Below are 24,492 nucleotides of genomic sequence, written 5' to 3'. Positions count from 1 at the left end.
GCTCCGTTTTATTCACTAGACCTGTTTTTTATATGATTTATTATTTTTGCCATGATATCAGCATCATGGAGAATGTCAAACTTACGCGCATATAATGCAGCATGAGTAATAAGAAAATCAAAATCGCTGATATCAAAAACTTTAGGAAATTCCGGTCCGGACGCCCAATCTATACAACGCAGGTTATTATTATATCCCCGTGATGCAAATCTTGAATTCATTATAATTGTATGAAAGAAGAGTTCGTCAGGAATAAGGCATCGTTTAAAAAATTCATATACTTCCATGTTATTATTTACAAAATCTATGACAAACTCCGCACATCTCCTTGAAATTGTCCACCATTGAGACCCTCCGTAAAACTGCCGGACATACGCCGGCATCTCTCTTTTTAGCCCCATCTCCTTTTGACATCTAACTAGTCTTGTAGATTCCTTTATACCTAATTCATCTACAAACCAATAATGTTCAAGTCTATTCTTTCCGCCATCTCCACTCCATTGGTCGTAGTTAGGAATTTTGAAATTCTCCAGATAATATTCTCCAGAATTACTAATCAGATATTTATCGATATAGTTATTATCTTTTATAGGCAAGTCCATTCCACTCAATAAAGCGAAATAATCAAAATCTATCTTTTTATGTTTTAAGGCCCCTTTAATTAAATGCAGGGATGCTTCTATCATAGAGAATCCACCCCATTTAACATCTATTGTGTGCCTAATTATCTTATATTTTCCCGAAGTAACCTTATTGGCGACCAGGTCTTTAACCCTGTTGCTCGATATTTTAGCGTCGAGATGAATAAAGCAAAAGTTATCAGTATCAATTGTCAGCAGGTCTATTAAAGTTGATAACTGTGAAATATTCCTATGAGCTAAGATCAGATATGCAATTCTCATTTTTTCTTTTTTGCTGGCAAATCCTCAGGAAATTATAAAACCACTTATAACAGAGAAGAATGTATTGCTTTAACAGGATGATAAAGCTTATTTTTCAGCGGACCTGCATTCCTCCTTATAGGTCGAAATCTCATAGTTCCCTTTTTTAAGGCACCTATTTCATTCTCACTTGTATAAAACTTATTCTCAGAACCAGGTAATACAAACCGGCCATTTCCTCCAAAATCCAGCAGCTTCAAATTACCAAGGGAAATTATAGTGGGCAAAAGTACTTCGTGATGTCCTATCCATTTCATATCAAGTACATCACTCAGGAGTTCCAGCGCCTTTCTTGATACCCGGTAAATAGGATTAAACGATCTTATCCTGCTTTCAAATGGTATAAAATATCTCGAATGTTTCAATGTATTCCACCAATACCAATAGGGTTCTTCCTCAAAAATCCTGACATGGGAAGTAACTAAGTCATATTCTTCAAATTTAGAAAAATACTGAAAAAAGAAGAACCAGTCTCCTGTAAAGCGAACATCATCTTCAATCATCCAGTAATAGTCATAGGAAGAATATTTTTTATAAAAGTCCAGTAAAGGGAAGTGATTACTTCCAGGTAAAAGCTTGTTGAACAAAGGAACATACCCGAGATTATAAAGAATATCATCGGTGAAAATGTGGCTCTTCACTTCCATGAGAAACCCCGGTATTTCATTGCCCGGTTGATGATGATATAACATAAATGCATCGTCTGAAATATCAGCGCCATCAGCAATTTCTTTGAAAAGAGATTTCGTTGATAAACATAAATTATTAGTAAGCAATAAAACCACTTGCCTGATACTCATTGTTTTCGGATTTTAACAGCGCTCAAATATGTTCCTTCTTCTATTTAGTCTTATGAATAAAGCATAAATACATCTTCCCAATCTATCTTTTTATCAGACTCAAATTCAAGTAATACAAGCCCTATCCCTGTGGCTCCGGAAAATCCAATATTTGGGAAGCCCATATTGCTGGAAAAATGCCCTGGTTGCCTGCTAAGTGAATATAAAGACAGCGCATCATAAAAACGATGCAGTAAGGTATTATACTCATGCAATTCCTTATACAAAGGCCTGATATTTAACAGCAGCTTCATACATTTAATGGCTGCGTATGGATGCTTAATTGTTTCCGGTTTAATAATATCCTGGTTAATATTCTTAATATAAGCTGATAAATCGGGAACATCTCCAGGTAGCATCTTATTACCGGCGAATCTCAGAAGAGAATTATAAATACCTAATGTCAATGCCATATCTTCCAAAAGATTAAAATAACTGATCTCTCCCCTGATAAGTGGATTGAAGGAAGTCAATATTTTGGAGACGACATTTGAAAAAATGCTTTCCTGTTTGATCAAATAAATTTTTTCAGGATACAGCTTATTCATGTAAAAGAAAATCCTTTGTAAGTCTTCAAGATCCGCTACTGTAATATCGTGCTTATTTATCAGTGTCAAACGGTAATCAATTTCTTCAACCACATATGCAAGACTCTCCGCAATTTTGTGCCTGTTTATTTTACATACTGTATTTCTCAGCCGGTCTGTGAGGTAAGCGGCCTTACTTAACAAACCTCCATGAACAAGGGTGTTACTGAATTTTGTCTGAACATCATTACAAATCAATAAATCAATATCCTCAAGGTTACTATCAAGGTTAATATTGATCATATCTTTATCAACCAGGTGCGAGAAAATCCAGGCGTTACCAGAAACAATACTTTCATTAACCCCCTTCTTTGTCTTCAGGAGAATCCGGAATGTATCTACAAGTAGTTCATTGGTGTATTGTTCATACTTGTCAGTAGCTAATACCTCAGAAAGATAATAAAAGAATAAAATCGCGGCACTGGGTGTACGTACAAAGTCATTATTGAAGCGATACTTCTGACTGGCGAATCTATCGGCTATATACTGTGACATTTCACATTTCACACTATTAGTTCCCGGATTTTCATTAATGGATGAAATTATCATTTCCATAACAAAATATGTTCTTTAAGTTCCTGTTTGGTCATTCCTATTATATTTAGCTGAATTTTCATGAGTTCAGCATACTCCTCATCTGAAGTATATTCAGAATTTTCAAATACTTCGTGCTGCAAATGGTAAAGATGACCGTCATCTATCCACTTCGCTTTGTATCCCATAATTTCCATACGTCTTACTCTTTCAATGTCTTCAGGTCCCCATTTATAAAATGATTCATTCTCCTTCCCGCACTCAATAAAAGTAGCTTTATCTATCATCACGCATCCCCCGCAGGCCTTTTCCCTTGCAATAAAAGATTCTTCGGTTTCCAGTATCTTAACATCTAGTTGTTTTCTGAACAGGTCTATCTGGGTTTTTGAACGACACATTTTAAAACAACCGTCAAACGGCAGCGAAATTTTTGCTTCGCCATTTCTGATTGCATTCGCAGCCTGTAATAGTTGATCCGGATTAATAATAACATCTACATCATGCAATACTATAATTGGCGTTTTCACTTTTTCAACCATATAGTTATTGTACTTTGTCCTATGAAACCACCTGTTTGTATCATATATAAATGTATATTCCACATTTGGAGGTAACTTTTTTAAATCAATTTTTTGTTCTTTATCAGCTTCAGTAAGTATTATATTAGTTTTAAAGTGTTTGAACAAATAACTGGTGGTAGTGATTACATTTAATAACCTGTCTCCCGAATCTATTCTCACAGGAATCAGAAATGTGACATCACGTAAATCGATTTTTTTTGATTCTTTATAATTCTCTATTTCCTTTACATACATGTAGGTACACTTATCCTTCCTTACATTATCCAGGGAAACATTAAAAGGAAACGTATTTATATAATCACCTTTAAAAAAATACTCCCATGACTCGTGCTTATCTAAACCTGCATTATGAAAGATCTTCACCTCATGCCACTTTTTAAGCTCATCTTTCGGCCAGCAGAAGTCCAGCTCTTTTGAAACCTTTACTTTAAATCCTGCGTCAAATGCATTCCAGAGAACGGCCCACATATCTGAACACCATTCTATTACACTATCATAATCATCTTTACTTTTAAGCGTTTGCTCAGCAAAGAGCTGTACATACCTGTCTTTATTCTTTTTCAGATGCAGGTAAAGTTTGAGGCTGTCATACTCTATTTTATCCCAATATTCATATGTAAGCCCCTTCATTAAATATTGCGCTCCCCCTGAATGAATGGAATTTTGTTCAACCAAATGAACAGGGATTTTTAAAACAAAACACATTTCCTCCAGTACAATCTTACCGGCCTTTTTTATAGCATCGGCACTGGTATAGGTAAGCGTATCAGAAACATACCAACAGTCATCATTTGTCATGGCAGAAAAATCCGGTATCTCCCTGAATATAATATCCGCATCATGATAAAATATACACTGGTTATTGAGATCCGGGTGTTTAAGAAAATGCTTCTTAATTATATGCGGCCTGATAGTGGGTTCATAAGTCTTATTAGTCCGGGTATCCTCGTAAAAATAAAAGCAGGCGGAATCAAAAAGGGGGTCCGATGGCCTGGTATATAATGGATTTAGTCCTCTTGTTGGATCATATCCAATTAATATATGAATATCTTCTCTGGCAACTGAAAGTCTTTTTAAATTAAAAAGTAATACCTCCAATTGCCACCTCAGATATACCGAATCCGGCTGAGCACACATAAATATCATAGTGGTCTTTTTATGCTGTTTTTAACTATTCCATTATATATATTTGTAAGCAAGGTTTCACTGCCTGCCTCGACGACTATTTGCCCTGCATTTTCTTCCCCAATATTAAAAAAGCGTACATACAGGTATACCTTGTTTTTTACTGTTTTGAACGAAACTATTTCGCATGTAACAGTGTCATCCGGGGCTCCTATAGCAGATAGCCTGGCCTTCAGAGGAAGTTTCTCTTTCAGAAATATATCGCGGGACAGATCCGTTGATAACATAATTATAGAATCGGGCTTTACACTTTGATTTTCCATACTATACGTACCTGAATACCGTTTCTGGATTTTAATCAAATCTGATAAATAAAGAAAAAGCCCGATGACAGTCACCAGAACAAGATTTCCCCAGACAATGATTTTCCCTGGCGGACGATTAAGGACCGACTGCACTTCCATACTGCGTTGCTCGTATATATCCTTTACTGGCATTATTCTCCCAATTCAAGTTGATTTCTTATTAGTTTGAAATAAACACCTTTCATTCGAATCAACTCCCTGTGATTTCCCCTTTCTACTATTTCTCCATTGTCCAAAACAATGATCTGATCTGCATTCTTTACAGTACTAAGCCTATGTGCGATAATTACTACCGTTTTATCTTCAAAGAACACATCGAGTTTTTCCATAATTTCCTTTTCATTATTTGCATCGAGACTACTAGTGGCTTCATCGAGAAAAATATATGCAGGGTTTTTATAAACAGCCCTGGCTATAAAGATCCTTTGCTTTTGCCCTCCGCTGATCCCTACACCATTATTTCCTATTTTTGTAGTATAACCCAGGGGTTTTGTTTTAATAAACTCTTCTATATTTGCTGTATGTACAGCGATCCTCATTCTTTCATGATCGATATCATCTCTTCCCAATGCAATATTCCGGGCAATCGTATCCGAAAATATGTATCCTTCCTGCATGATAGTACCACACCGGTTTCTCCACTCAGCTGGTTCAATGTTTTTTAACTCCCTATTACCCACATAAATTTTTCCATGCGAGGGTGGGTAGTATCCCAATAACAATTTCATAAGTGTGGTCTTTCCACTGCCACTGGCACCCACTATTGCGGTAATACTACCCTGAGGGATTGTCAGGTTAATGTCTTTTAATATCATAGGCGATTTGGGGCCTTCATACTGAAAGGAAACATTCGCTACTTCAATATCCTGCTGTGAATAGTCAGTTTCCCTGGCGCTATTCTCCCCACCATTATCAATATTCTCTGCAACTTCATTTTTCTGCGCGTGGATCTCATTCATACGATTAATACTTAAAGAGGCATCCTGCGCGGACTTTATAAAAGCAACCAGCTGTTCAATCGGACCGTTAGTCTGTCCAATTATATATGAGATGCTCAACAACATACCAAGTGATAATTCTCCCTCTATTACTGCTCCTGCAGCAATAAATGTGATAATGATATTTTTTATCTGCGTGAGGAATACATATCCGAATTTCTGATATTGTTCAATAGTCAGACTTTTCATATTCAGTTTGAAAGACTTTATCTGGAGATGCTCCCATTCCCATCTTTTAGATCTTTCTGCTCCATATAACTTAATTTCCTGCATTCCGTATATTAACTCCGTAAGCTTATCCTGGTTATCTTTGTTCAGTCGGAAACGCTTATAATCTATATTCTTGCGTTTTTTCTGGAAAATAAAGATCCAGGCCAGTGCAAGTAGTGTAAAGCCCCAGAAAAGAATTATGATGGAAGTGCTATAAAACATGAGCACAATAGAATAGACAACAATATTTATTATTGACAGGATGGTGTTAAGGGTTACCCCTGTTAAAAAATCCTCGATCCTGTGATGGTCATTAAGTCTTTGGGAAATATCTCCGACCGTTTTTGTATCAAAATATTTTATTGGCAGGTTTAATAACTTAATCAAAAAATCAGAAATAATATTAAGACTGATCCGGATATTAATATGAAGCATTAACCAGCTTTGGACCATCTGGATGGCAAACATGCCAAAAAAAAGGAACAGTTGGGAGAAAAGTATTAAATATACGTACTTGATATTCTTATCACCCACTCCATGATCAATAAGCGCTTGTGTCAAAAAAGGGAACATCAATGAAATACCACTGGATGCAAGCATGCCAACCAGGAACTGAAATATATACCTGTAATGAGGTTTCAGATATCTGTAAATGTAATCAGATGCACTCCTCCGGTTTTTAATCGTATCGTTTCTTTTATAAAATTCAGGAGTAGGATCCAACAATAAAGCCACTCCTTCATTATGAGCTGTAGTCAGCCACCGGCGGCAAAACTCTTCTTTGTCAACCGTCAACATTCCATGTGCCGGATCGCCTATTTTGAAAGATTTAACCTTCCCATTGATTGACTTTCTTACAGCATAAAGAACAACAAAATGGTTCTGATTCCAATGTAATATACAGGGTAGGGGACAGTCTTTTATTAAGGCATTAATGGTCAGCTTTGCTCTAAGCGATTTAAAGCCGATTTTTTCTGCAGCATAACTTAAGTTTAATAAACTGACACCTTCTCTGCCTATAAACGAAATTTCCCTTAAGAAATCCAGGGGATATTCTTTACCATAATGGCTGGCTATCATTTTCAAACAGGTAGAACCACAATCCATTGCGTCATACTGCCGATAAAAAGCCGTTCTTTTTTTGCTTATAAACAAAGGGAACAATTTATCAGATTACTTTTTTACTCCTGAGATATTGTAATACGAGACGATCCTGCATATTAAACTTAAAGGAAGGACAGGCAGGTGTTCCGCTTAACCAATGTATAGGACAGCTACCTCCACATACAGGTAACAGATTACATTTCATACAGGTAGATTCATCGCTGTTCTTTACATCGTTATTCCAGTTCCTCATGGGGGTCTTACTTACATCTTCTTCAAACGGTACATCCAGATGTCCGATTTCAAACTTCGTTTGGTTATACAAGGGGGTATAGGGTACTTCCCAGCATGTAGAAACTGTTCCATACGCATCATATACCTCAGAATGTTTCTTCACTGCACTACAAACAATCTTTGTCCTTTCCGGCAATATTTCTATGTCAAACCCAAGTTGTAGAAGTTTCATCATCCAGTCAATCTCTGCAACTGAAAAATCGTCTTTTACCACACCCTTGCTATTTTCAATACCATTATCCCCCCAGTTATGAATAGGGACAAGGTAAAAACTAATTTTATCTTGCAATTTATGCGCTGCCAGCAGATCAATAAATTCATTGAGGCCATCAACGTTATTTGTATCCACATTGCATCTTATCACAATATTTGCATCCAGCTCCTTAAACCCGGGTGCATTCACAATAGTAAGAATATTATTGAAGATGATAGAAAATGTCGGTCCTTTTTCCTTCTTCGTATACCTGTTCAAATCATGATAAGCTGCGACCCCGTCCAACGTTATCTGAAAGGTTTTAATCTGGTATTTCTGAATCAGATTTAAGAAAATGTTGTGTTTTAGACTCAAGCCGTTTGTCACCATGCTTGCTGTATAACTTATATTATATTCTTTGCAGACAAGTAACAGCGCTTCACTCATTTCATAAACATGATTGACTGCCATTAGGGGTTCAGCTCCATACCATGTTACATTTAACTGTTTACATCCGGATGCTTCAATTTTTAACCGTATTCTGTTAACTACCTTCTCCTGCAGATTTTTATCCATATACTTGCTGGTATGCTGCTGTCCGCAATAATGGCAACCGAGCTGACAGGAAGCGCCTGGCTGAATTACAATATCCAGCGTTTCATTTCCTTCAATAGCAGCATTATTCGCCGATACTACATAATCCAATTCGTCCTGTTCCTTTGGCACAACAGCCTGGATCTTAATCAACTCATCTAAAACCTGTTCTGGAATTTCTCCGAACCTTTCCTCATTGAATTCCTGGAAATGATCTTCACGCATCAACAAAAGCGAACTTGTCCTGGTAGAGAAAATCAGCCTTTCGGAGTAATCATTATCAAATTTCAGAGAATTAGAAGACACCAGGTAAAATGATTTTTTATAATCAGTAACCATATAAAAGAATATGAAGATTAGTTGTAAGATCAGGCAGCATGATGCTGCCTGATCAATTGGATTAATTCTTAATTTTTGAACATCCTTTCAGCTTTGAACATCCATCATCATCTAAGGATAGTTCATCATATCCGCCTTTAATAAGGTGGGATGAATAATCGTCTAAAGGGTTAATTTCATTCTTTTCTTCCTCGATTACTTTATTAAGCAGATCCTGCAAATTTTTGTTTTTCATGTTACAAAGAATTGGATTGAAAACAATTCGACTTACTTGATCTCGTTGTTAAGTCATTTCAACGCTATTTTTTTTAATGCGATATAGTCGCATAGTGTAATAAACGAATGCTTATGGCCAATCGCAATACGTTACTACAATCTCTTATGGTATGATTAGATCCGTTTCTTTTCGCTATCGTTACTAACAGAATTTTTCTTCCGAGGTGATTTTATAGCGGCACCAAACTTATAAGAAAGGGATAGTCGGACAGACCTGGCACCGGAATAACCTCCGTAATTCTGTACAATGGAATTGGTAATGCTACTAAAATATACTTTGTTTGATTTAAGCAAATCAGTCCCATTAATAACTACCGTCAATTTCTTGTGAAGAAGTAATAGTTTTAGTCCCAAATCCAAATTATAATAGCTTTTTACTTTGTCTACCCCACTTACCTCCGGAAACTGGAACCAGAAATCTGTACTTCCAAAAATGGTCTTCTTTTTATTGAATGTTATTGTGTTACTCGTAGATAAATACGCTCCCCAGCCATCGACTTTTTTAGGAGTATTGATATTGGACGAAACTGTACTGTTATGATATACCGATATTTCATGGTAACCCTCCAGCCAGCTTGAATAAGTAGTATTTATTGTTTCATTAATACCGCAACTTGTAACTTTAAGAAAATTACGTTGCACAATTCCTATGATGTTAGTATTCTTATCCGGAATTCCGATCTGATCAAAGCCATTGTTAAGGATACTTACAAACCCCTGCGACGTTACCAGGTCTTTATAATTATGTGAGATTTCAAAGTTATTGCTGTAAGAAGGAAGTAAGTATGGATTACCTTCCGAATAAGAGTACGGGCTGGAATAATACCTGAAAGGATTTAACCTGGAATATTCGGGCCTGCTTATCCGCCTTCCATAAGTAAGTGATAATGATTGTTCATCATTAAATTTATATAGGAAATACGCCGTTGGGAAGATCTTCAGATAGGACGCTTCGTTTTCCTGGTTGTAAGTTTCAGATACTCCATTAATCTGCGTGTACTCTGCCCTTACACCTAATTGTACTTCCAACTTTCCGAAACTTCTGTTCCCGCTGAAAAAAAGTGCCTCAGTATTTTCCTTATAGCGGAATTTAAATGTCCTTGAAGTGTCCAGTAACAATGTGTCTGCATTTTCAATGTAGAAATTCGAATTGCTGTTATTCCTGATCATTGAAACCTTAGCTCCCCACGAAAGTTTGTAACTTCTGACAGGGTACCTGAATTCAGTCTGTGCCGACATTAATTTTATTTTCTGTGGCGTTTGATTCAAGGCTCCTGATAGATGAACCGGATCAGACATTGCATCCTCCTGGGCATAACTACTATATATTCCACTGGATCCTTTCGTATAATAAAAGTAGTCAGCATCAGTAAAAATCCCTTTCCCTGCACTATCGATTTCAATTTCGTGATGAATATTAAAACTATGGTTTTGTATTCTTGTCGACGTTAAAGAATTAGTTGTAATTAAAGAATCGGGGTTTAATTTTTCATACGCCCCAACAGTTGTCAGAGAGGATGCTTTATCATCATTTCCTGGGAATGAAGTATTATATTGAAACCCGATCAGCTGTTTACTATTGATTTTATAATCAAGACCTATCGATCCTGAAATACTCCTGTTCTTTTTTGTTTTATTTGCCGACTCATCCCATAATTGTTCCGGGTAAAAAGTTCGTTTTGTATTGGTGGCATAAGTCTTATTATGATTACCATTTACTCCCCCGGTTAGCGTCATTCTATCCTTGACATATGAAAATGACAGCCCTCCGTTTTCAGATTGATATACTGTCTTAATGAAATTCATTCTCACATTTCCATAAAACCCCTCACGCTTTGCCTTCCTGGTAACAATGTTGATTAGGCCGGAATTTCCTTCAGCGTCATATTTCGAAGGTGGGTTTGTAATGACTTCTATTCTGCTGAGGTCTGCCGCCGGAATTGATTTCAGGTAATTGACCAGATCATCACCTGATAATCGAAGCAACTTGTCATTTATTAATACTTTTACCGTGTTTTTACCGATTATACTGATAGAATTATTGCTTCCTACTCTCACGCCGGGAGCCTTACTCAAGGCATCCATTGCGTCTCCTCCTATAACAGCTATACTATTCTCCACGTTAAAAATAGTGCGGTCAATTTTTCGCTCAATCAGCCGTTTTTTCGTTGTAACTTGAACTTCCTTTAGGTTGCGGTGTGAAGCCTCCTCTAATAATACAGTGATTACACCTTTTTTCAGGGCTTCGGCATCAAGATGAATGATACGTTCATCATAATTTAAATGAGTAAATTTTAAATCGTTATCCAGTAAATGATCTGAGTTGATTTCAAAGTGACCGCCAGCATCCGTTATCGAAGTTTTCAGCACCTGTCCGGCTGTTTTGCTGAATAAAATAACAGACACATCCTGTATGCTTTTATTGCTTTTATTGATTACCTGCCCGGAAATTCTTTCCTGCCCCAAACTATGCAATGAAGAGAGAAATAAAAATTTACCAAAACAGAATAGGATAACACGTAATGGATTTTTCATTTTTCTTTTATGAAATGAAAGAACTTTCAATCTTTCGAAGAGAGGTTAAAAACCATTATTGAGTTACAAAACCAGGATAAAGATGCCTTGTTTCTAAGGTAATTACTGGCAGTATAGTCCAATACAGCGCCCTTAGATGTCATCTTATCAATGATATAATCATTATCTCTGCAATTAACATGTCCGGTACCGTTTTGTCCCACTATACCCCAACTGATAATCAGTCCTTTTTTGGAATGACGAAGTAAGTTGCCGATAAAAAGATCTTCAAACTGAATTGGTATATGCTCGCCTACCTCTAAACTTAAAACATAATCATATCTAACCTGAAGATCAAACGGAACTGTTAATTCAAGCGTCTTACATCTTCCGTTTTCCACTATATCAGCAGAAATTGACGCTGTATAGGGATTACCATCATATCCGCAGGCATCAAATCCCAGATCACAGAGCCCTCTTACATACCATCCGGGCCCACAGCCAAGATCCACAATAGTGTTTGCCCCTTCATGCTTCAGAACAGAACCGATAGCACGGCATAACGAAGGATCAAAGCAATGCCCTTCGAGCGAGTCGCTTATCCATGAACCTCTTTCATCGATCTTAAATTCCATAATAAGAAGATTTTCTCCCTGCAAGTTTGTTTGCGGAAATAGACAATTCTAATATTGTTCCGGGTACCTGGAATTAACAAGAGTAATGTAATCGCTATTGAAGCGAAAAATTACCATGGGTATATTGATTACTTTTTTATTTGAATAACTGGATAGTACAGAAAAGGGTTACTTATTAAAATATTACAGGTTAAGAACGAATCCCCGTGCTAATTTGGATAACAATTTCAACAAACATTTCAATGTTGGGCTTAATGAATTATTCGTTTGGGTCTTTTAAAATAGTTAACCGCTCTGTTCATATGATGAAAGTAAAAAAGAAAATTGAAATAAACAATATGCAAGTAATTTTTTTTATTTTTTTTGCACCTTTATATTGCCTGCTTCCTGATAATGGCTGATTAAAAATATGCCTGCTTATGTGCCGGGAAGCAAACAGCTGTATCTTAAAAGAAATCACAAATGAATAAAACAATTTCGATTACGCTATTTCTGTTCTTCTCCATAAACAATTTTATTATAAGTCAATCCTTGAAAACTTTTAATCTGTCAGAGATGAGGGATGATATAGATACACTGGTCAAGTCCATTGAAGATACTCATATTAATCCCTATTACAAATATTCCAGAGCAGATTTTTACAACGACGTGCGTGTATTGAAAAAACAATTAAAGCATCCTCTGAATACCGTGGATTTTTATCTTTTGATTCAACCTTTAATAGCCAAACTTGAAGATGGTCATACAGACATCAAACCACCTATACATTTATATAACCAAAGCAATCCCAGCGTTCTTCCGTATATAATCAAATTATCTCCATCGAAACCATACATCATTTCAAGCCAATATTCTCTTCCTTTTTCGAAACAGCTTCCCGACGGTGCTGAAATTGTTAGTATCAACAATGTACCTGCCAGCAAAATCGTAAATGATATCATTAATCTGAATACGGGAGAAACCCGCGCATTCAGAGCAGACTTTGGTGCCAACTATTTTGACTTCTATTTACAATCCCTTTATAAGACAAACGGCACATATAGGATCTCTTATTTGCATGGTAACAAAAAGAATAATATTATTATAAAAGGGATACCGCAACAGGAGTTTTCAAAACTCCTGAAACATTATAGTGATTCCGTATCCAACACCTCATCGCCTGAAAATGTTTATTATACTTTAAAACTATTGCCTGAAATAAAAACGGCTCTCTTCGACTTTCGCAGTTTTGAGGACCTTGACAGATTTAATGTATTTATTGATTCCGCTTTTACTGTCATTAAGAAAAATGAAATAAAAAATATAATTATTGATATAAGGAAAAACAGCGGCGGGGATTCCGATATCGGAGATGAGTTTATACAATATTTTGCAAAAACACCTTTCAGGCAATATGACAAGGTAATCGAAAAACATAGCAGGTTATTAAAAGAAAGATTACTCGACCACAGGATTGGCAAAATACTGACCAAAGAAGACAGCATTTTCCTGAACAAATCAGAGGGGTTATTGGATACAGTAGTTTATGAAGATATTCCACTTAAAAATACACCCTTTCGTTTTGACGGTAATGTATATGTACTTACCAGTTACTATACATTTTCATCAGCTGCCGATTTTGCCCAATGCATTAAACATTATAAACTGGGAAAAATAATAGGAGAGGAGACAGGGGGCTTAATTGTCAGCTATGGTGATATTGTCACCAGTCATTTGCCACATACACAACTGGTATTTACCATTTCAAGTAAGCTTTACTACAATATCGGCGCGGATAAAAATGACTGGAAGGGTGTTAATCCGGATCTAAAAATACCTGCTGATAAGGCGATGGATGCCGCTTTAAAACTGGTTCACTTTATCCCCGACCATTGAGGTCACCTGATAGAACAGCCCTCTTACTAAAATATAGTTGCATAACTTACTGAGGTACATTATACCTATTTAGTTAAACAACACCGGGATGGACAAACCCCGGCCTTACTATTTGTCTGCCCCTTCGTCTTTAACGGCTTGCAATGGATCAATTTGAAGCGCCAATGCGATTGCAATGAAGCTTGATAACCGGATATCGCGGCCTTTCCGCTCAAATTCGTCTATTAAGGAATATTCTACCCCTGCTGCCGCAGCTAGTTTCCTAATACTTAGTTTCAACTCCTTTCGCCTCAATTTGAACCTTTGGCGGATAAGGTTATGTACTATTTTAACGTCTTCATCCATTAAAGCAATTGTCATACTTACACGAATAATTAATTGGCGGTATTCTGGAGAGGCCTGATTTCCACGCTGCCGTCAAAATCAAAAATGGGGCACTTTTTGGCTATCTCGCCAGCCTCGTTCATCGAAGCGGCCTTAATGATGATAAATGAGCTGACCAACTCATTGTTCGCTACATAAACCCCTTTATGCACTGTTTTTGCAGTACCGGATATGGTTTCACCTTCGTTTGACGGGCGAAAACCACTCACCGGTTTTCCAGTCTTGCCGAGATCGCCCATGTATTCTTGCCAGTGCCTGATATTGGCTTGTATGGAATCCTGGGAAGGCGGGGTAAAATTGGACTTAAAGCGGAAAATTAACAAGAATTGCTTGTCAGTTGAGGTGTTGCCAGATTGACCAAAAGACACAAGAGAGCCCAGGCACATAAGTGCCGCAAGTAAATAAGTCCTTTTCATGTTATTTCTTTGTTTTTGTGAATATGCCGATAATGAGGGAACACACGCTGCCAACAACAGATTGGCCTATGAGCGCCTGCATTACCTGTGAAGTAGTGGAGAACTGCCTCCTTGCCTGCGCAAGCTGCTGGTTGATTTCGTCTGGAGATTTATGCGCAGCTAACAGCGCCTTTTGCGCATCCTGGACCATATAATCAGTATAACCTGGATTGATAACTGTGCAGTAGATGAATGCAAAAGTACCGGCTATCAATGCCGTAATCACAGAAATGCCTATGCCGGTGGTGACAGCCTGCTTGTAAGTCAAAGTCCCATCATTTTGCCGCTTAATGGATTTCATGCCCGCATAGATCCCTACGAGTAGCACAACTACCCCAAACAGGCCGGAATACGCTCTTAACCTTGCCGAAGGGATGCCTATTGAAAAACTGCTGTTAAGCCAGCTGGCAATGCTGAAACAGGAAAGGTTCCAGATACCAACGGCCAGGCCGGTAATGAGGCCAAATTTTACAAATGGTTTCATGGAGCAAATATGATGGGGGGAGGGTAAAAAACCAAGCAAAAGCAGGTGGAGAAAGGGTGGATTTTCTTTTTTAAGGTGTTATCCCGTTGATTTCTAAATACTTGTCTTTGGCTTCCTTACGGTTCTTTACCGACAATTTATTGTAGATATTGTTTATGTGTGTCTTAACCGTACTCATTTCAACATACAGCGACGCGGCAATTTCCTTGTTGGCTTTACCCGAGGCTATGAGTGCCAACACTTCCAGTTCTTTGGCGGTTAACTGGTAATCAGGTGCGGGTTGGACTGGTTTCGGGGCATTTTTTGTAACCCGTTCCCTGCTGATCCAGATACCTGCAATCAGGAACGTGACAGCGATAACGCTCAGGTAATAGTCCAGTTTAATTTGCCGATAGAGCACAAAGAGGTTAATCAACTCAAAAGATATAACAGCCAGCCCCGTTAAAATGCCAAACTTGATTATCGGGCCATGTTGCCGGGCAATATCTTTTATTCTCATGTCTTTAAGGTTTTTTGGCCGTTCTGTAACATGATGAGGGCTTTTGCGGCCCTTGTTTTCCGCGTATCTTCCTGCCTGGCGGATCCTACCCAATCGCAATAACCTTGCTTATAGGACCTGGACAAGCCTTCAAAAAAATCTTTTGCTTTTTTATCGGTCGCCAACAACGCTTCCAGTTCTACTGGTATACCTTCAATATGCACTCCTTTAGGTAACATATATCCAATTTTCCGGGCAAAATAAGGAAAATTCCTTTTTCCCGAACTTTTCTTACTTCTGCTACACAATCGTATTCTTTTACTGGTTTATTTGTATTCAATAATAAAAGGTGATATTTCCAATACTGCCCTTGAAGGACACAATTCCTCCTACTCTTGCCATTTTGATATCGTTTAATTCACTTTAATAAGGACAATTTCATCGCCATGTCCGTCCGGATCATTCCATTATATTTTGATCACCACACCAGGCTACGCCGGCATTTCAATCCCAAAAAATGTCGCTTCCAAATATGCCGATTGCGCAGAATGTCATACCATACCGCATCGTAATTTCCGCCAGGGATGTCATGAATATTACCGGCAGGAGGGAAAGGGCTGCGCGGGATTTACTTCAGAGAATATGCCGATTGCGCAGAATGTCATACCATACCGCATCGTAATTTCCGCCAGGGATGTCATGAATATTACCGGCAGGAGGGAAAGGGCTGCGCGGGATTTACTTCAGAGAATATGCCGATTGCGCAGAATGTCATACCATACCGCATCGTAATTTCCGCCAGGGATGTCATGAATATTACCGGCAGGAGGGAAAGGGCTGCGCGGGATTTACTTCAGAGAATATGCCGATTGCGCAGAATGTCATACCATACCGCATCGTAATTTCCGCCAGGGATGTCATGAATATTACCGGCAGGAAGGAAAGGGCTGCGCGGGATTTACTTCAGAGAATAAGAGAGAACAATGGGAAAGGTTCAAAGCAATTTGTGACCGTAAGTGAGCGGTTTACCTGAAAAAAGCATCCCAAACCCTCAGGGTTTGGGATGCTCTTGAATAGGTGCTGAAAAACCTGTTACCAGAAGGCCGTATATAAGGCTACCAGCAGTCCAATGATGATCAGTGAACCCACTGCAAAACCCGTGGATGTCCTGAACATTTTGGCATCGATCACCAGGCCGTTTGGTTGAACGCCTCTTTTGTTTTCGATAATGCTGATGATAATCATGCCAATGACGCATAACACAAATACGATCGTCATCCTGTCCAGGAAAGGTATCTGGTACACTCCCTGCGCATCAGGCACCGCAAATCCAATCGCATACAATGCTTCGAGATTGACCATACCTGGCAGGAATTTGAGGATAACGGAGAACAGGAAACCCCCAATAGTGGCAAACAGTGCTGCATTGGAAGTACTCTTCTTCCAGAAAAATCCAAGCAGGAACATAGCAAAGATACCCGGTGAAACAAACCCTGTATATTCCTGTATGTACTGGAATCCCTGTTTGCCTTCACCCATCAGCGCGTCGCCCAATTGAAGGGTAAGTATAATACCAATGATGGTAGACACGATGATAGCTACTTTACCGATATTCACCAGTTTTTGTTCGCTGGCTTCAGCATTGTATACTTTTTTATAAATATCCAGTGTGAAAATGGTGCTGATACTATTCACCTTGGCCGCGAGCGAAGCGATCACCGTAGCCGCAAAGGCAGCTACCGTTACGCCTTTCACACCTGCCGGCAACAGTTTCAGCAGGGCTGGATAGGCTTTGTTACTGTCGGCGATCAACTGTCCGTTTTTGGTAATGTTGATCAGTGAATTGTCTATCATATTGTGCTGGTACAGGTAATATATAGCTATACCGGGAACAACGATGATAACAGGCATCAGCATTTTCAAAAACGCTGCGAACAGGAGTCCTTTTCTGGCCACCGGCAGACTGGCACCCAGCGCACGTTGTGTAATATACTGGTTACAGCCCCAGTAGTTCAGGTTGGCGATCCACATGCCGCCGATTAAAACGCTGATACCCGGCAGGTCGGCGTAAAAAGGACTTTTCTTATCAAAGATCATATGGAAGTGGTCCTTTGCCTCTGCATGCAGGATGGTAAAGCCTTTTACCATACCACTGCCATTGCCGATCATATTCAGCGAGATATAGAGGGCAATAAAGCCACTCAACACCAGGAAAAATACCTGTATGGCCGAAGTATACCCGACTACCTTCATACCTCCCAGCGCAATGAATACCGAAAATATGGCCAGCAGGAAAACACAGAGGGTAAAATTCCAGCCTGTAATGCCGGCAATAGCTACTGCGCCCAGGTACAGTATGGATAAAAGGTTCACGACTATATATAACAGCAGCCAGAACACTGCCATGATAATGGCCACTTTGCCGTTATATCGCTGGTTCAGGTATTGCGGCATCGTAAAGATCTTGTTCTTCAGGTATACCGGCATAAAGAATACCGCCACGATGATGAGGGTTAACGCCGCCATCCATTCATAGGACGAAATGGCTAAGCCCAGTTGAAAGCCAGAACCACTCATGCCGGTCATCTGCTCGGCAGAGATATTGGAAGCGATGAGAGAAGCACCGATCGCCCACCAGGTCAATGAACCCTCCGCCAGGAAAAAGTCGGCAGAGCTGGCCTCCGCCTTTTTCTTGCGTTGATAAATCCAATAACCGTACAGCGATACCAGTATAAAGTACAGGAGCACTATAATCCAGTCAAATTGTAACATAGCTGTTTGATATTTAAATTTTCATTTGCCAGAATGGCAACGTCCGAAGATGGTTCAGAAAATTTAAATGGCGGCTGATTGTGGTCATGCTGTTTGGTAATTCTGGATTGGCTCAAACAAGATACAGGTAATAAACAGGTATTGATAAACCCCGTTAGGAGAAACCATGTTTGCACGCTGTTTTTACTCCTCCTCACTATTCTTCAACTTCGACAACAGGTCATAAGTCCCATTCAGCACAATCCGCCCATTCACATCTTTATTGGCTGGCAACTCTACCTGTACATACCCTGAATCTGCCTCACCTGTCGTCACCTCCTGCATCTCAAAATAATAGGTAGCACTGTCCGGCTGTTCAGTCATTATTTTCCCCTTATCTCCATTGTCCGCTCCCCCTGCCGCCACAAAAATGTACTTCTTTCCACTGTATTCCACCACCGCCTTTTCAGGCAGGGTCAAGGCCTGCTTCTGCCCGATTTCAATCTGTGCTGTCAGGTAAGTCCCCGGTACAAATGCATTGCTGCCAGCTGTTGCAATAGCATGCACCGTAATGGTTTTATCCGGCTTGATCTCACGACCTATCAGCTGAATCACCGCTTTCCTTTCCGTATTATCGCCTGACAGTGTGAACCTTACCTGCTGCCCCGCTTTCAGCAGGGCGGCATCTTTCTCAAATACATTCAGTTCCACATGCAGCTCCGCCCCGTTCACAATCTCGAACATCACATCATTCGGATTCACGAACTTGCCACTATTCACATTTACCTTCGTTACATAACCGCTGATAGGTGAATAGATATTTATCCTGCTCCGGATATTACCTGCCGTCAGCGAAGCTGCATTGATGTTGATCAGCTGCAGGCGCTGACGTAGGGCACTTTCCCTGGCCTGTGCCACCTGGTATTGATTCTTTGCCTGCTGCAGCGTCTTGCGGGAATTCACCTGCTCACTGGCGAGCGTTTGCTGCCTTTCATATTCCGCTTCATTCAGTTCGAGCTGACTCCTGCTCTCCAGGTAATCCTGTTGCAACTGAACATAATCCTGGTTTTCCAGCGTAGCTATCACCTGACCTTTGGTGACACTGCTTCCCTGCAACAAGGGAGTAGATACAATGATACCGCCCATTTGCGTGGTGATGCTCTGCAGGTTCTGTGGAGGCACGTCTATATACCCTGTTACCTTTAGTAAGCCACTCACAGGCTTCATTTCAGCAGCACCCAGTTGAATACCGATTGCCTGGTATTGGGCCTGTGACACGGCTACTGTGTTCTCCATCTCCGGTTTTTGGGCTTCGCCGGTCTCCGCTGCTTTATCAGATTTATTTCCGCCACATGCACTCAACATGAGTATAGCAGCTATAATGAATGGATAGTTCTTCTTCATACTTTTTATATTGGTTAGATACCCGCCAGGTATTTGATTCGGTAAACGGATTGATTATATTGGTTAATTGCCTGCAGATAACCCAAACGGATGTCCGAAGATGTTTTAAGACTTTGCATGAGCTCTATATAGCCAATTTCACCATTCTGAAATGCCAGCTGTGATTGTTTTAAAATCAGCATCGCATTGGGGATGGCACTTTTTTCATAATAATCAATACTCCGGGCATTCTTCAACAGCTCCTGGTATGACTGGCTAAGCGCGCCTTTCAGGTTCGCCTTGTACAGGCCCAACTGGCTTTCCGCTACTTGTTTTTCAATCCTGGCCGCTTTTATTTTTGCTGCATAAGGCTTATAAAATATAGGAATTGCAATGCCTGCCTGTACCCCCTGGAAACGCTTGCCCCCACCAAAATATACATCCTGTCCGTTGATAGTCTGGCTACCAATGATCGACTGGTTAAAATAACCAATGGAAAAATCAGGGGCTGAAAGTGAACGCTCCAGCCGGATTGTTTTGTCTGCTATTTCCACCTGCTGTTGCTGCTGTGCAATCAATGGATTGGCCAGTGATAAGCTGTCTGTAAGCTCCAGGTGATCCTGCCTGAAATCCTGTTTTGACAGTGTAATGGAATCGTCTGTATTCAACAGCCGTTTTAATTCCGCCGTATAAGCGCGGATATCGGCCTGGTTCTTTTCCATTTGGTTACGTACTTCGTTATATTGGGTCTGTGCAGTGGTAGATTCCAGTAGTGTGGTTTCCCCGGTCTGATAACGAAGTGCACTTGCTTTTTGAAATCTGCCGAAAATGGAATCCTGTTGTTCATATAATTCCTGTAGTGCATAATAGTAGGAGAGTTGGGTATAGGCACTCCTCACTGCGTAGGTCAGCTCATTCTTACTTACAGCAACTCCCCGTTTAGCTCCCTCAATCCTGGCTTCGGCTAAGAGGCTCCTGTTTTTAAATACACCCGGGTAAGGAATGCCCTGGGAGATAGTAATACTATTATCCCGGCTGTTGCTGTTAAATTGCCCGTATTGAAAGTCAGCATTCGTCTTACCTAAATCAATAGCAGTGCCTTTCAGTGCCTGTTGCCTGTCTACCTCCAATGATGATGACCTGATGCCCTGGTTATTCCGGAGCGCCAGTTCCACAGCATCCTCCATACGAAGCGGTTTTGAATCCTGGCTCATAGCAGGAAGGGACAAAAGTAAAACCAATACAAGCGGTAAGGTCATCACTTTTTTCTTTTTCCAGCTTTCAAAAATGATATACAAGACAGGCAGTACAATCAAAGTCAGGATGGTGGAGGTGACTAATCCTCCTATCACTACGGTCGCCAGTGGCTTCTGCACTTCAGCACCTGCTGCCGTGGAAATAGCCATCGGCAGGAAACCCAGGGAAGCCACTGTAGCTGTCATCAATACCGGCCTTAGGCGGATAGCGGTCCCCTTCAGCACTACTTCGCTGAGCGAATATTTATTCTCCATCTTCAAGCGGTTAAATTCAGTGATCAATACAATCCCATTCAGCACGGCCACTCCAAAGAGTGCAATAAACCCAACACCTGCTGAAATACTAAATGGCATGCCACGTAGTACCAATGCGAAGATGCCCCCTATTGCCGCCATAGGAATAGCGCTAAAAATGAGCAGAGATTGCCTGACAGATCCAAATGTGAAATACAATAAAAGCAGGATCAGTGCCAGTGCAACCGGCACCGCTACCGAAAGACGTGAACTGGCCTCCCGGAGATTTTCAAACTGTCCGCCATAAGTAATATAATATCCCGTAGGCAGTTTTATCTGCTGGTCGATCCTGGTTTGTATTTCATTGACCACACCCTGGATATCCCTTCCCCTCACATTCAGGCCCACAATGATCCTGCGCTTGGTGTCCTCCCGCTGGATCTGGTTTGGCCCGGGTTCGAAGGTGATCTCTGCCAGCTGATCCAGCGGCAACTGGATACCCGAAGGTGCTGTTACATAAATGTTCTTTACATCCGTTATACTCTGGCGGTTTTGCTGGTTATACCTTACCACCATATCATACCGCTGTTCCCCTTCATACACGAGACCAGCAGATTGCCCGGCGAAAGCTGCGGTCACCGCCTGGTTTACACGCTCTATATTCAGTCCATACTGCGCAATTCTGTCCCTGTTGATCTTAACGATAATCTGTGGCAGGCCTTCCACCTGTTCCAGGTACAGGTCTTTTGCACCACTCACGCCGGCAGCAATCTTTCCGATCTTTTTCGATAATTCCGTCAGCACATCAAGGTCATCGCCAAAGATCTTAATCCCCACATCCTGTCTTACACCTGAGATCAGTTCGTTGGAGCGCAACTGGATAGGTTGGGAAAACCCAAAACTTACACCGGGTACAAGTTTTAGTGCCTCGCTCATTTTCTCCGCCAGCTCTTCGCGACTCTTTGCAGATACCCATTGATCCTTATCCTTCAGGACAATGGTGAGGTCACAGGATTCCATGGGCATAGGATCGGTAGGGATTTCCGCAGCCCCGATTTTGCCTACCACTTCTTTCACTTCCGGGAATTGTTTTACCAGGATAGCAGATGCCTGGTTGACCTTGTCAATGGTCTGAGACAGGGAACTCCCCGTCAATAAGCGCGTCTCTACTGCAAAATCCCCTTCCTCCAGGGAGGGAATGAACTCCGCGCCCATGCGGGTGAAAACGAAGATGCTGACAGCCAGCATGCCAATGGCAATACAAACCACCCCTGTTTTTTTCTTAATTGCAGCCTTTATAACCGGATCATATGCCTTATGAATAGCCAACATCATCCTGTCGGAGAAAGTAGTTTTAAGGGCAGTATTTTTGCTTAACAGCAATGCCGACACCATGGGCACATAGGTGAGGGAAAGAATAAACGCGCCCAGGATCGCAAAGGAAACTGTTTCCGCCATGGGCCGGAACATTTTACCTTCTATGCCAACCAGCGCCAGCACCGGCAGGTAAACAATCAGGATGATGATTTCCCCAAATGCGGCTGCAGAACGAATCTTAACAGCGGATGCATATACTTCTGTATCCATCTCCTGCTGGCTGAGCCGCCCGGCATTCCGCATCCCCAAATGATGCATGGTTGCCTCTACGATAATCACGGCCCCATCCACAATGAGTCCGAAATCAATTGCTCCAAGACTCATCAGGTTGCCCGATACGCCGAATACATTCATCATGGCTATCGCAAATAACATAGCCAGCGGAATCACGGAGGCAACGACCAGTCCCGCCCGTAGGTTGCCTAAAAAAAGTACCAGCACAAAGATCACTATCAGCGCACCCTCCACCAGGTTTTTAGCAACCGTTCCAATGGCCCTGTCCACAAGTGCGCTCCGATCCAGGAAGGGTTCAATGATCACTCCATCCGGCAGCGTTTTCGAGATTCTTGCGATCCTGGCTTTTACTTCTTTAACCACCTGGTTCGCATTGGCACCTTTCAGCATCATGACGATACCACCTACTGCCTCTCCGTTCATATCAGCCGTTGCTCTTGTCAATGCACCATAGCGGATGGAGTTCCCTATCTGCACAGTCGCCACATCCCGCACCAAAACCGGTAAACCGGCAGCTGTGTTTGTAATTACAATCTTATTGATATCGTCTATACTGCCTACCAGTCCTTCCGTCCGTATAAAGTAAGCATTGGGCTTTTTATCAATGTAAGCACCTCCTGCATTCCTGTTGTTCATCTCCAGTGCATTGAATACATCAGTAATGCTCAGGTTATAGCTTCTCAGTTTGTCGGGATCCAACCCTATTTCATATTGCCTGAGCAAACCGCCGAAACTGTTCACCTCAGCAATACCGGGTGTGCCCAGGAGCTGCCGTCGTACAATCCAGTCCTGGAAACTGCGCAATTCCCTCGCACCATATTTCTTTTCATAACCGGGTTTAGCAGAGATCACATATTGGTAAATCTCTCCAAGACCAGTGGAAATAGGTGAGATCTCAGGATTGCCCAGGTTCCCGGGAATGTTGTTCTTCGCCTCCGCCAGTTTTTCATTGACCTGCTGGCGTGCCCAGTAAATATCCACGTCGTCATGAAACACAATCGTCACTACCGACAAGCCAAACCTTGAAATAGAACGTACCTCATCCAGCTCCGGAATAGTAGACATCACCTGCTCAACAGGAAATGTAATGAGTCGCTCTACTTCCTGGGCAGCAAGAGAAGGAGAGGAGGTGATCACCTGCACCTGGTTATTGGTAATATCAGGTACAGCATCAATCGGCAGTTTTTTCAGGGAGTAAATTCCCCATATAATTAATCCAAGCATAAAGAGTCCGATGATCAGTTTATGATCGATCGAAAACCTGATAATTTTATTTAGCATATTGCTTTAATAGAAATGTAAAATGCATGCAGGCAGAGATGTGCATACACCCATCCGGCCTGTATGGCAGCAGGGATAGGTATATAGCAACACAAGTATTGACCTTCCGGTCAAAGCCATTGCATCAAAAAAAAAGGAAAAATGCCCGGCATGGGCCTGTAGTAATTATGC

At 40.8% G+C, this 24,492-nt stretch carries 19 protein-coding genes; 1 reads left to right on the top strand and 18 read right to left on the bottom strand.

Annotated elements, in window-relative coordinates; translation table 11 throughout:
- Nucleotides 1-8 precede the first annotated feature (8 nt).
- From DXN04_RS22315 to DXN04_RS22275, 10 genes are all read right to left on the bottom strand, one after another.
- Nucleotides 9-902 (bottom strand): beta-1,6-N-acetylglucosaminyltransferase, encoded by an 894-nt coding sequence (locus DXN04_RS22315; protein WP_116855621.1) that lies wholly within the window; start codon nucleotides 900-902, stop codon nucleotides 9-11.
- 44 nt (nucleotides 903-946) lie between these two features.
- Complete coding sequence (locus tag DXN04_RS22310) at nucleotides 947-1,741, bottom strand: DUF3405 domain-containing protein (RefSeq protein WP_116855620.1); 795 nt, start codon at nucleotides 1,739-1,741, stop codon at nucleotides 947-949.
- 50 nt (nucleotides 1,742-1,791) lie between these two features.
- Nucleotides 1,792-2,862 carry a glycoside hydrolase family protein gene (locus DXN04_RS22305; RefSeq protein ID WP_147320033.1) on the bottom strand — a complete coding sequence of 357 codons (1,071 nt, stop codon included), beginning with the start codon at nucleotides 2,860-2,862 and terminating at the stop codon, nucleotides 1,792-1,794.
- Between the two features lie 50 nt (nucleotides 2,863-2,912).
- Nucleotides 2,913-4,628: a galactosyltransferase-related protein gene (locus DXN04_RS22300; protein WP_116855618.1), complete on the bottom strand. Its 1,716-nt coding sequence runs from the start codon at nucleotides 4,626-4,628 to the stop codon at nucleotides 2,913-2,915.
- Complete coding sequence (locus tag DXN04_RS22295; RefSeq protein ID WP_116855617.1) at nucleotides 4,625-5,104, bottom strand: hypothetical protein; 480 nt, start codon at nucleotides 5,102-5,104, stop codon at nucleotides 4,625-4,627. The genes DXN04_RS22300 and DXN04_RS22295 overlap by 4 nt, the downstream gene beginning before the upstream one ends.
- Nucleotides 5,104-7,335 (bottom strand): peptidase domain-containing ABC transporter, encoded by a 2,232-nt coding sequence (locus DXN04_RS22290; RefSeq protein ID WP_199415111.1) that lies wholly within the window; start codon nucleotides 7,333-7,335, stop codon nucleotides 5,104-5,106. The genes DXN04_RS22295 and DXN04_RS22290 overlap by 1 nt, the downstream gene beginning before the upstream one ends.
- Before the next feature lie 13 nt (nucleotides 7,336-7,348).
- Nucleotides 7,349-8,704 (bottom strand): radical SAM/SPASM domain-containing protein, encoded by a 1,356-nt coding sequence (locus DXN04_RS22285; RefSeq protein WP_116855615.1) that lies wholly within the window; start codon nucleotides 8,702-8,704, stop codon nucleotides 7,349-7,351.
- A gap of 61 nt (nucleotides 8,705-8,765) precedes the next feature.
- Nucleotides 8,766-8,939 carry a hypothetical protein gene (locus DXN04_RS34870; protein ID WP_158569106.1) on the bottom strand — a complete coding sequence of 58 codons (174 nt, stop codon included), beginning with the start codon at nucleotides 8,937-8,939 and terminating at the stop codon, nucleotides 8,766-8,768.
- Between the two features lie 155 nt (nucleotides 8,940-9,094).
- Nucleotides 9,095-11,515, bottom strand: coding sequence for an outer membrane beta-barrel protein (locus DXN04_RS22280; RefSeq protein WP_116855614.1), 2,421 nt, complete (start codon nucleotides 11,513-11,515; stop codon nucleotides 9,095-9,097).
- Between the two features lie 26 nt (nucleotides 11,516-11,541).
- Nucleotides 11,542-12,129: a class I SAM-dependent methyltransferase gene (locus tag DXN04_RS22275; protein ID WP_147320032.1), complete on the bottom strand. Its 588-nt coding sequence runs from the start codon at nucleotides 12,127-12,129 to the stop codon at nucleotides 11,542-11,544.
- Nucleotides 12,130-12,591: 462 nt separating this feature from the next.
- Here DXN04_RS22275 and DXN04_RS22270 point away from each other — a divergent pair, with 462 nt between their 5' ends.
- Nucleotides 12,592-14,004: a S41 family peptidase gene (locus DXN04_RS22270; protein ID WP_116855612.1), complete on the top strand. Its 1,413-nt coding sequence runs from the start codon at nucleotides 12,592-12,594 to the stop codon at nucleotides 14,002-14,004.
- Between the two features lie 108 nt (nucleotides 14,005-14,112).
- On the opposite strand, the gene DXN04_RS22265 is transcribed toward DXN04_RS22270, so the two are convergent.
- From DXN04_RS22265 to DXN04_RS22230, 8 genes are all read right to left on the bottom strand, one after another.
- On the bottom strand, nucleotides 14,113-14,364 hold the full coding sequence (locus DXN04_RS22265) for a helix-turn-helix domain-containing protein (protein ID WP_116855611.1): 252 nt from the start codon (nucleotides 14,362-14,364) through the stop codon (nucleotides 14,113-14,115).
- 14 nt (nucleotides 14,365-14,378) lie between these two features.
- Nucleotides 14,379-14,804 (bottom strand): YciI family protein, encoded by a 426-nt coding sequence (locus DXN04_RS22260; RefSeq protein WP_116855610.1) that lies wholly within the window; start codon nucleotides 14,802-14,804, stop codon nucleotides 14,379-14,381.
- A gap of 1 nt (nucleotide 14,805) precedes the next feature.
- Entirely contained in the window at nucleotides 14,806-15,327 is a 522-nt protein-coding gene (locus tag DXN04_RS22255; RefSeq protein WP_116855609.1) for a DUF4199 domain-containing protein, read from the bottom strand.
- Nucleotides 15,328-15,397: 70 nt separating this feature from the next.
- A complete protein-coding gene (locus DXN04_RS22250) occupies nucleotides 15,398-15,826 on the bottom strand; it encodes a response regulator transcription factor (protein WP_116855608.1) in 429 nt (142 codons plus the stop codon).
- Complete coding sequence (locus DXN04_RS22245) at nucleotides 15,823-16,044, bottom strand: YdeI/OmpD-associated family protein (RefSeq protein WP_116855607.1); 222 nt, start codon at nucleotides 16,042-16,044, stop codon at nucleotides 15,823-15,825. Before DXN04_RS22245 ends, DXN04_RS22250 begins: the two co-directional genes overlap by 4 nt.
- A gap of 853 nt (nucleotides 16,045-16,897) precedes the next feature.
- On the bottom strand, nucleotides 16,898-18,577 hold the full coding sequence (locus DXN04_RS22240; protein ID WP_116855606.1) for a sodium:solute symporter family transporter: 1,680 nt from the start codon (nucleotides 18,575-18,577) through the stop codon (nucleotides 16,898-16,900).
- Between the two features lie 183 nt (nucleotides 18,578-18,760).
- Entirely contained in the window at nucleotides 18,761-19,960 is a 1,200-nt protein-coding gene (locus tag DXN04_RS22235) for an efflux RND transporter periplasmic adaptor subunit (protein WP_116855605.1), read from the bottom strand.
- Between the two features lie 14 nt (nucleotides 19,961-19,974).
- Nucleotides 19,975-24,321 carry a CusA/CzcA family heavy metal efflux RND transporter gene (locus tag DXN04_RS22230; RefSeq protein WP_116855604.1) on the bottom strand — a complete coding sequence of 1,449 codons (4,347 nt, stop codon included), beginning with the start codon at nucleotides 24,319-24,321 and terminating at the stop codon, nucleotides 19,975-19,977.
- Nucleotides 24,322-24,492 lie beyond the last annotated feature (171 nt).

Origin of the sequence: Chitinophaga silvisoli (assembly GCF_003412465.1) — a bacterium.
Lineage (GTDB): Bacteria > Bacteroidota > Bacteroidia > Chitinophagales > Chitinophagaceae > Chitinophaga > Chitinophaga silvisoli.
Note: the sequence above shows the minus strand (reverse complement) of the source record. Positions and strands in the feature narration are given on the sequence as shown.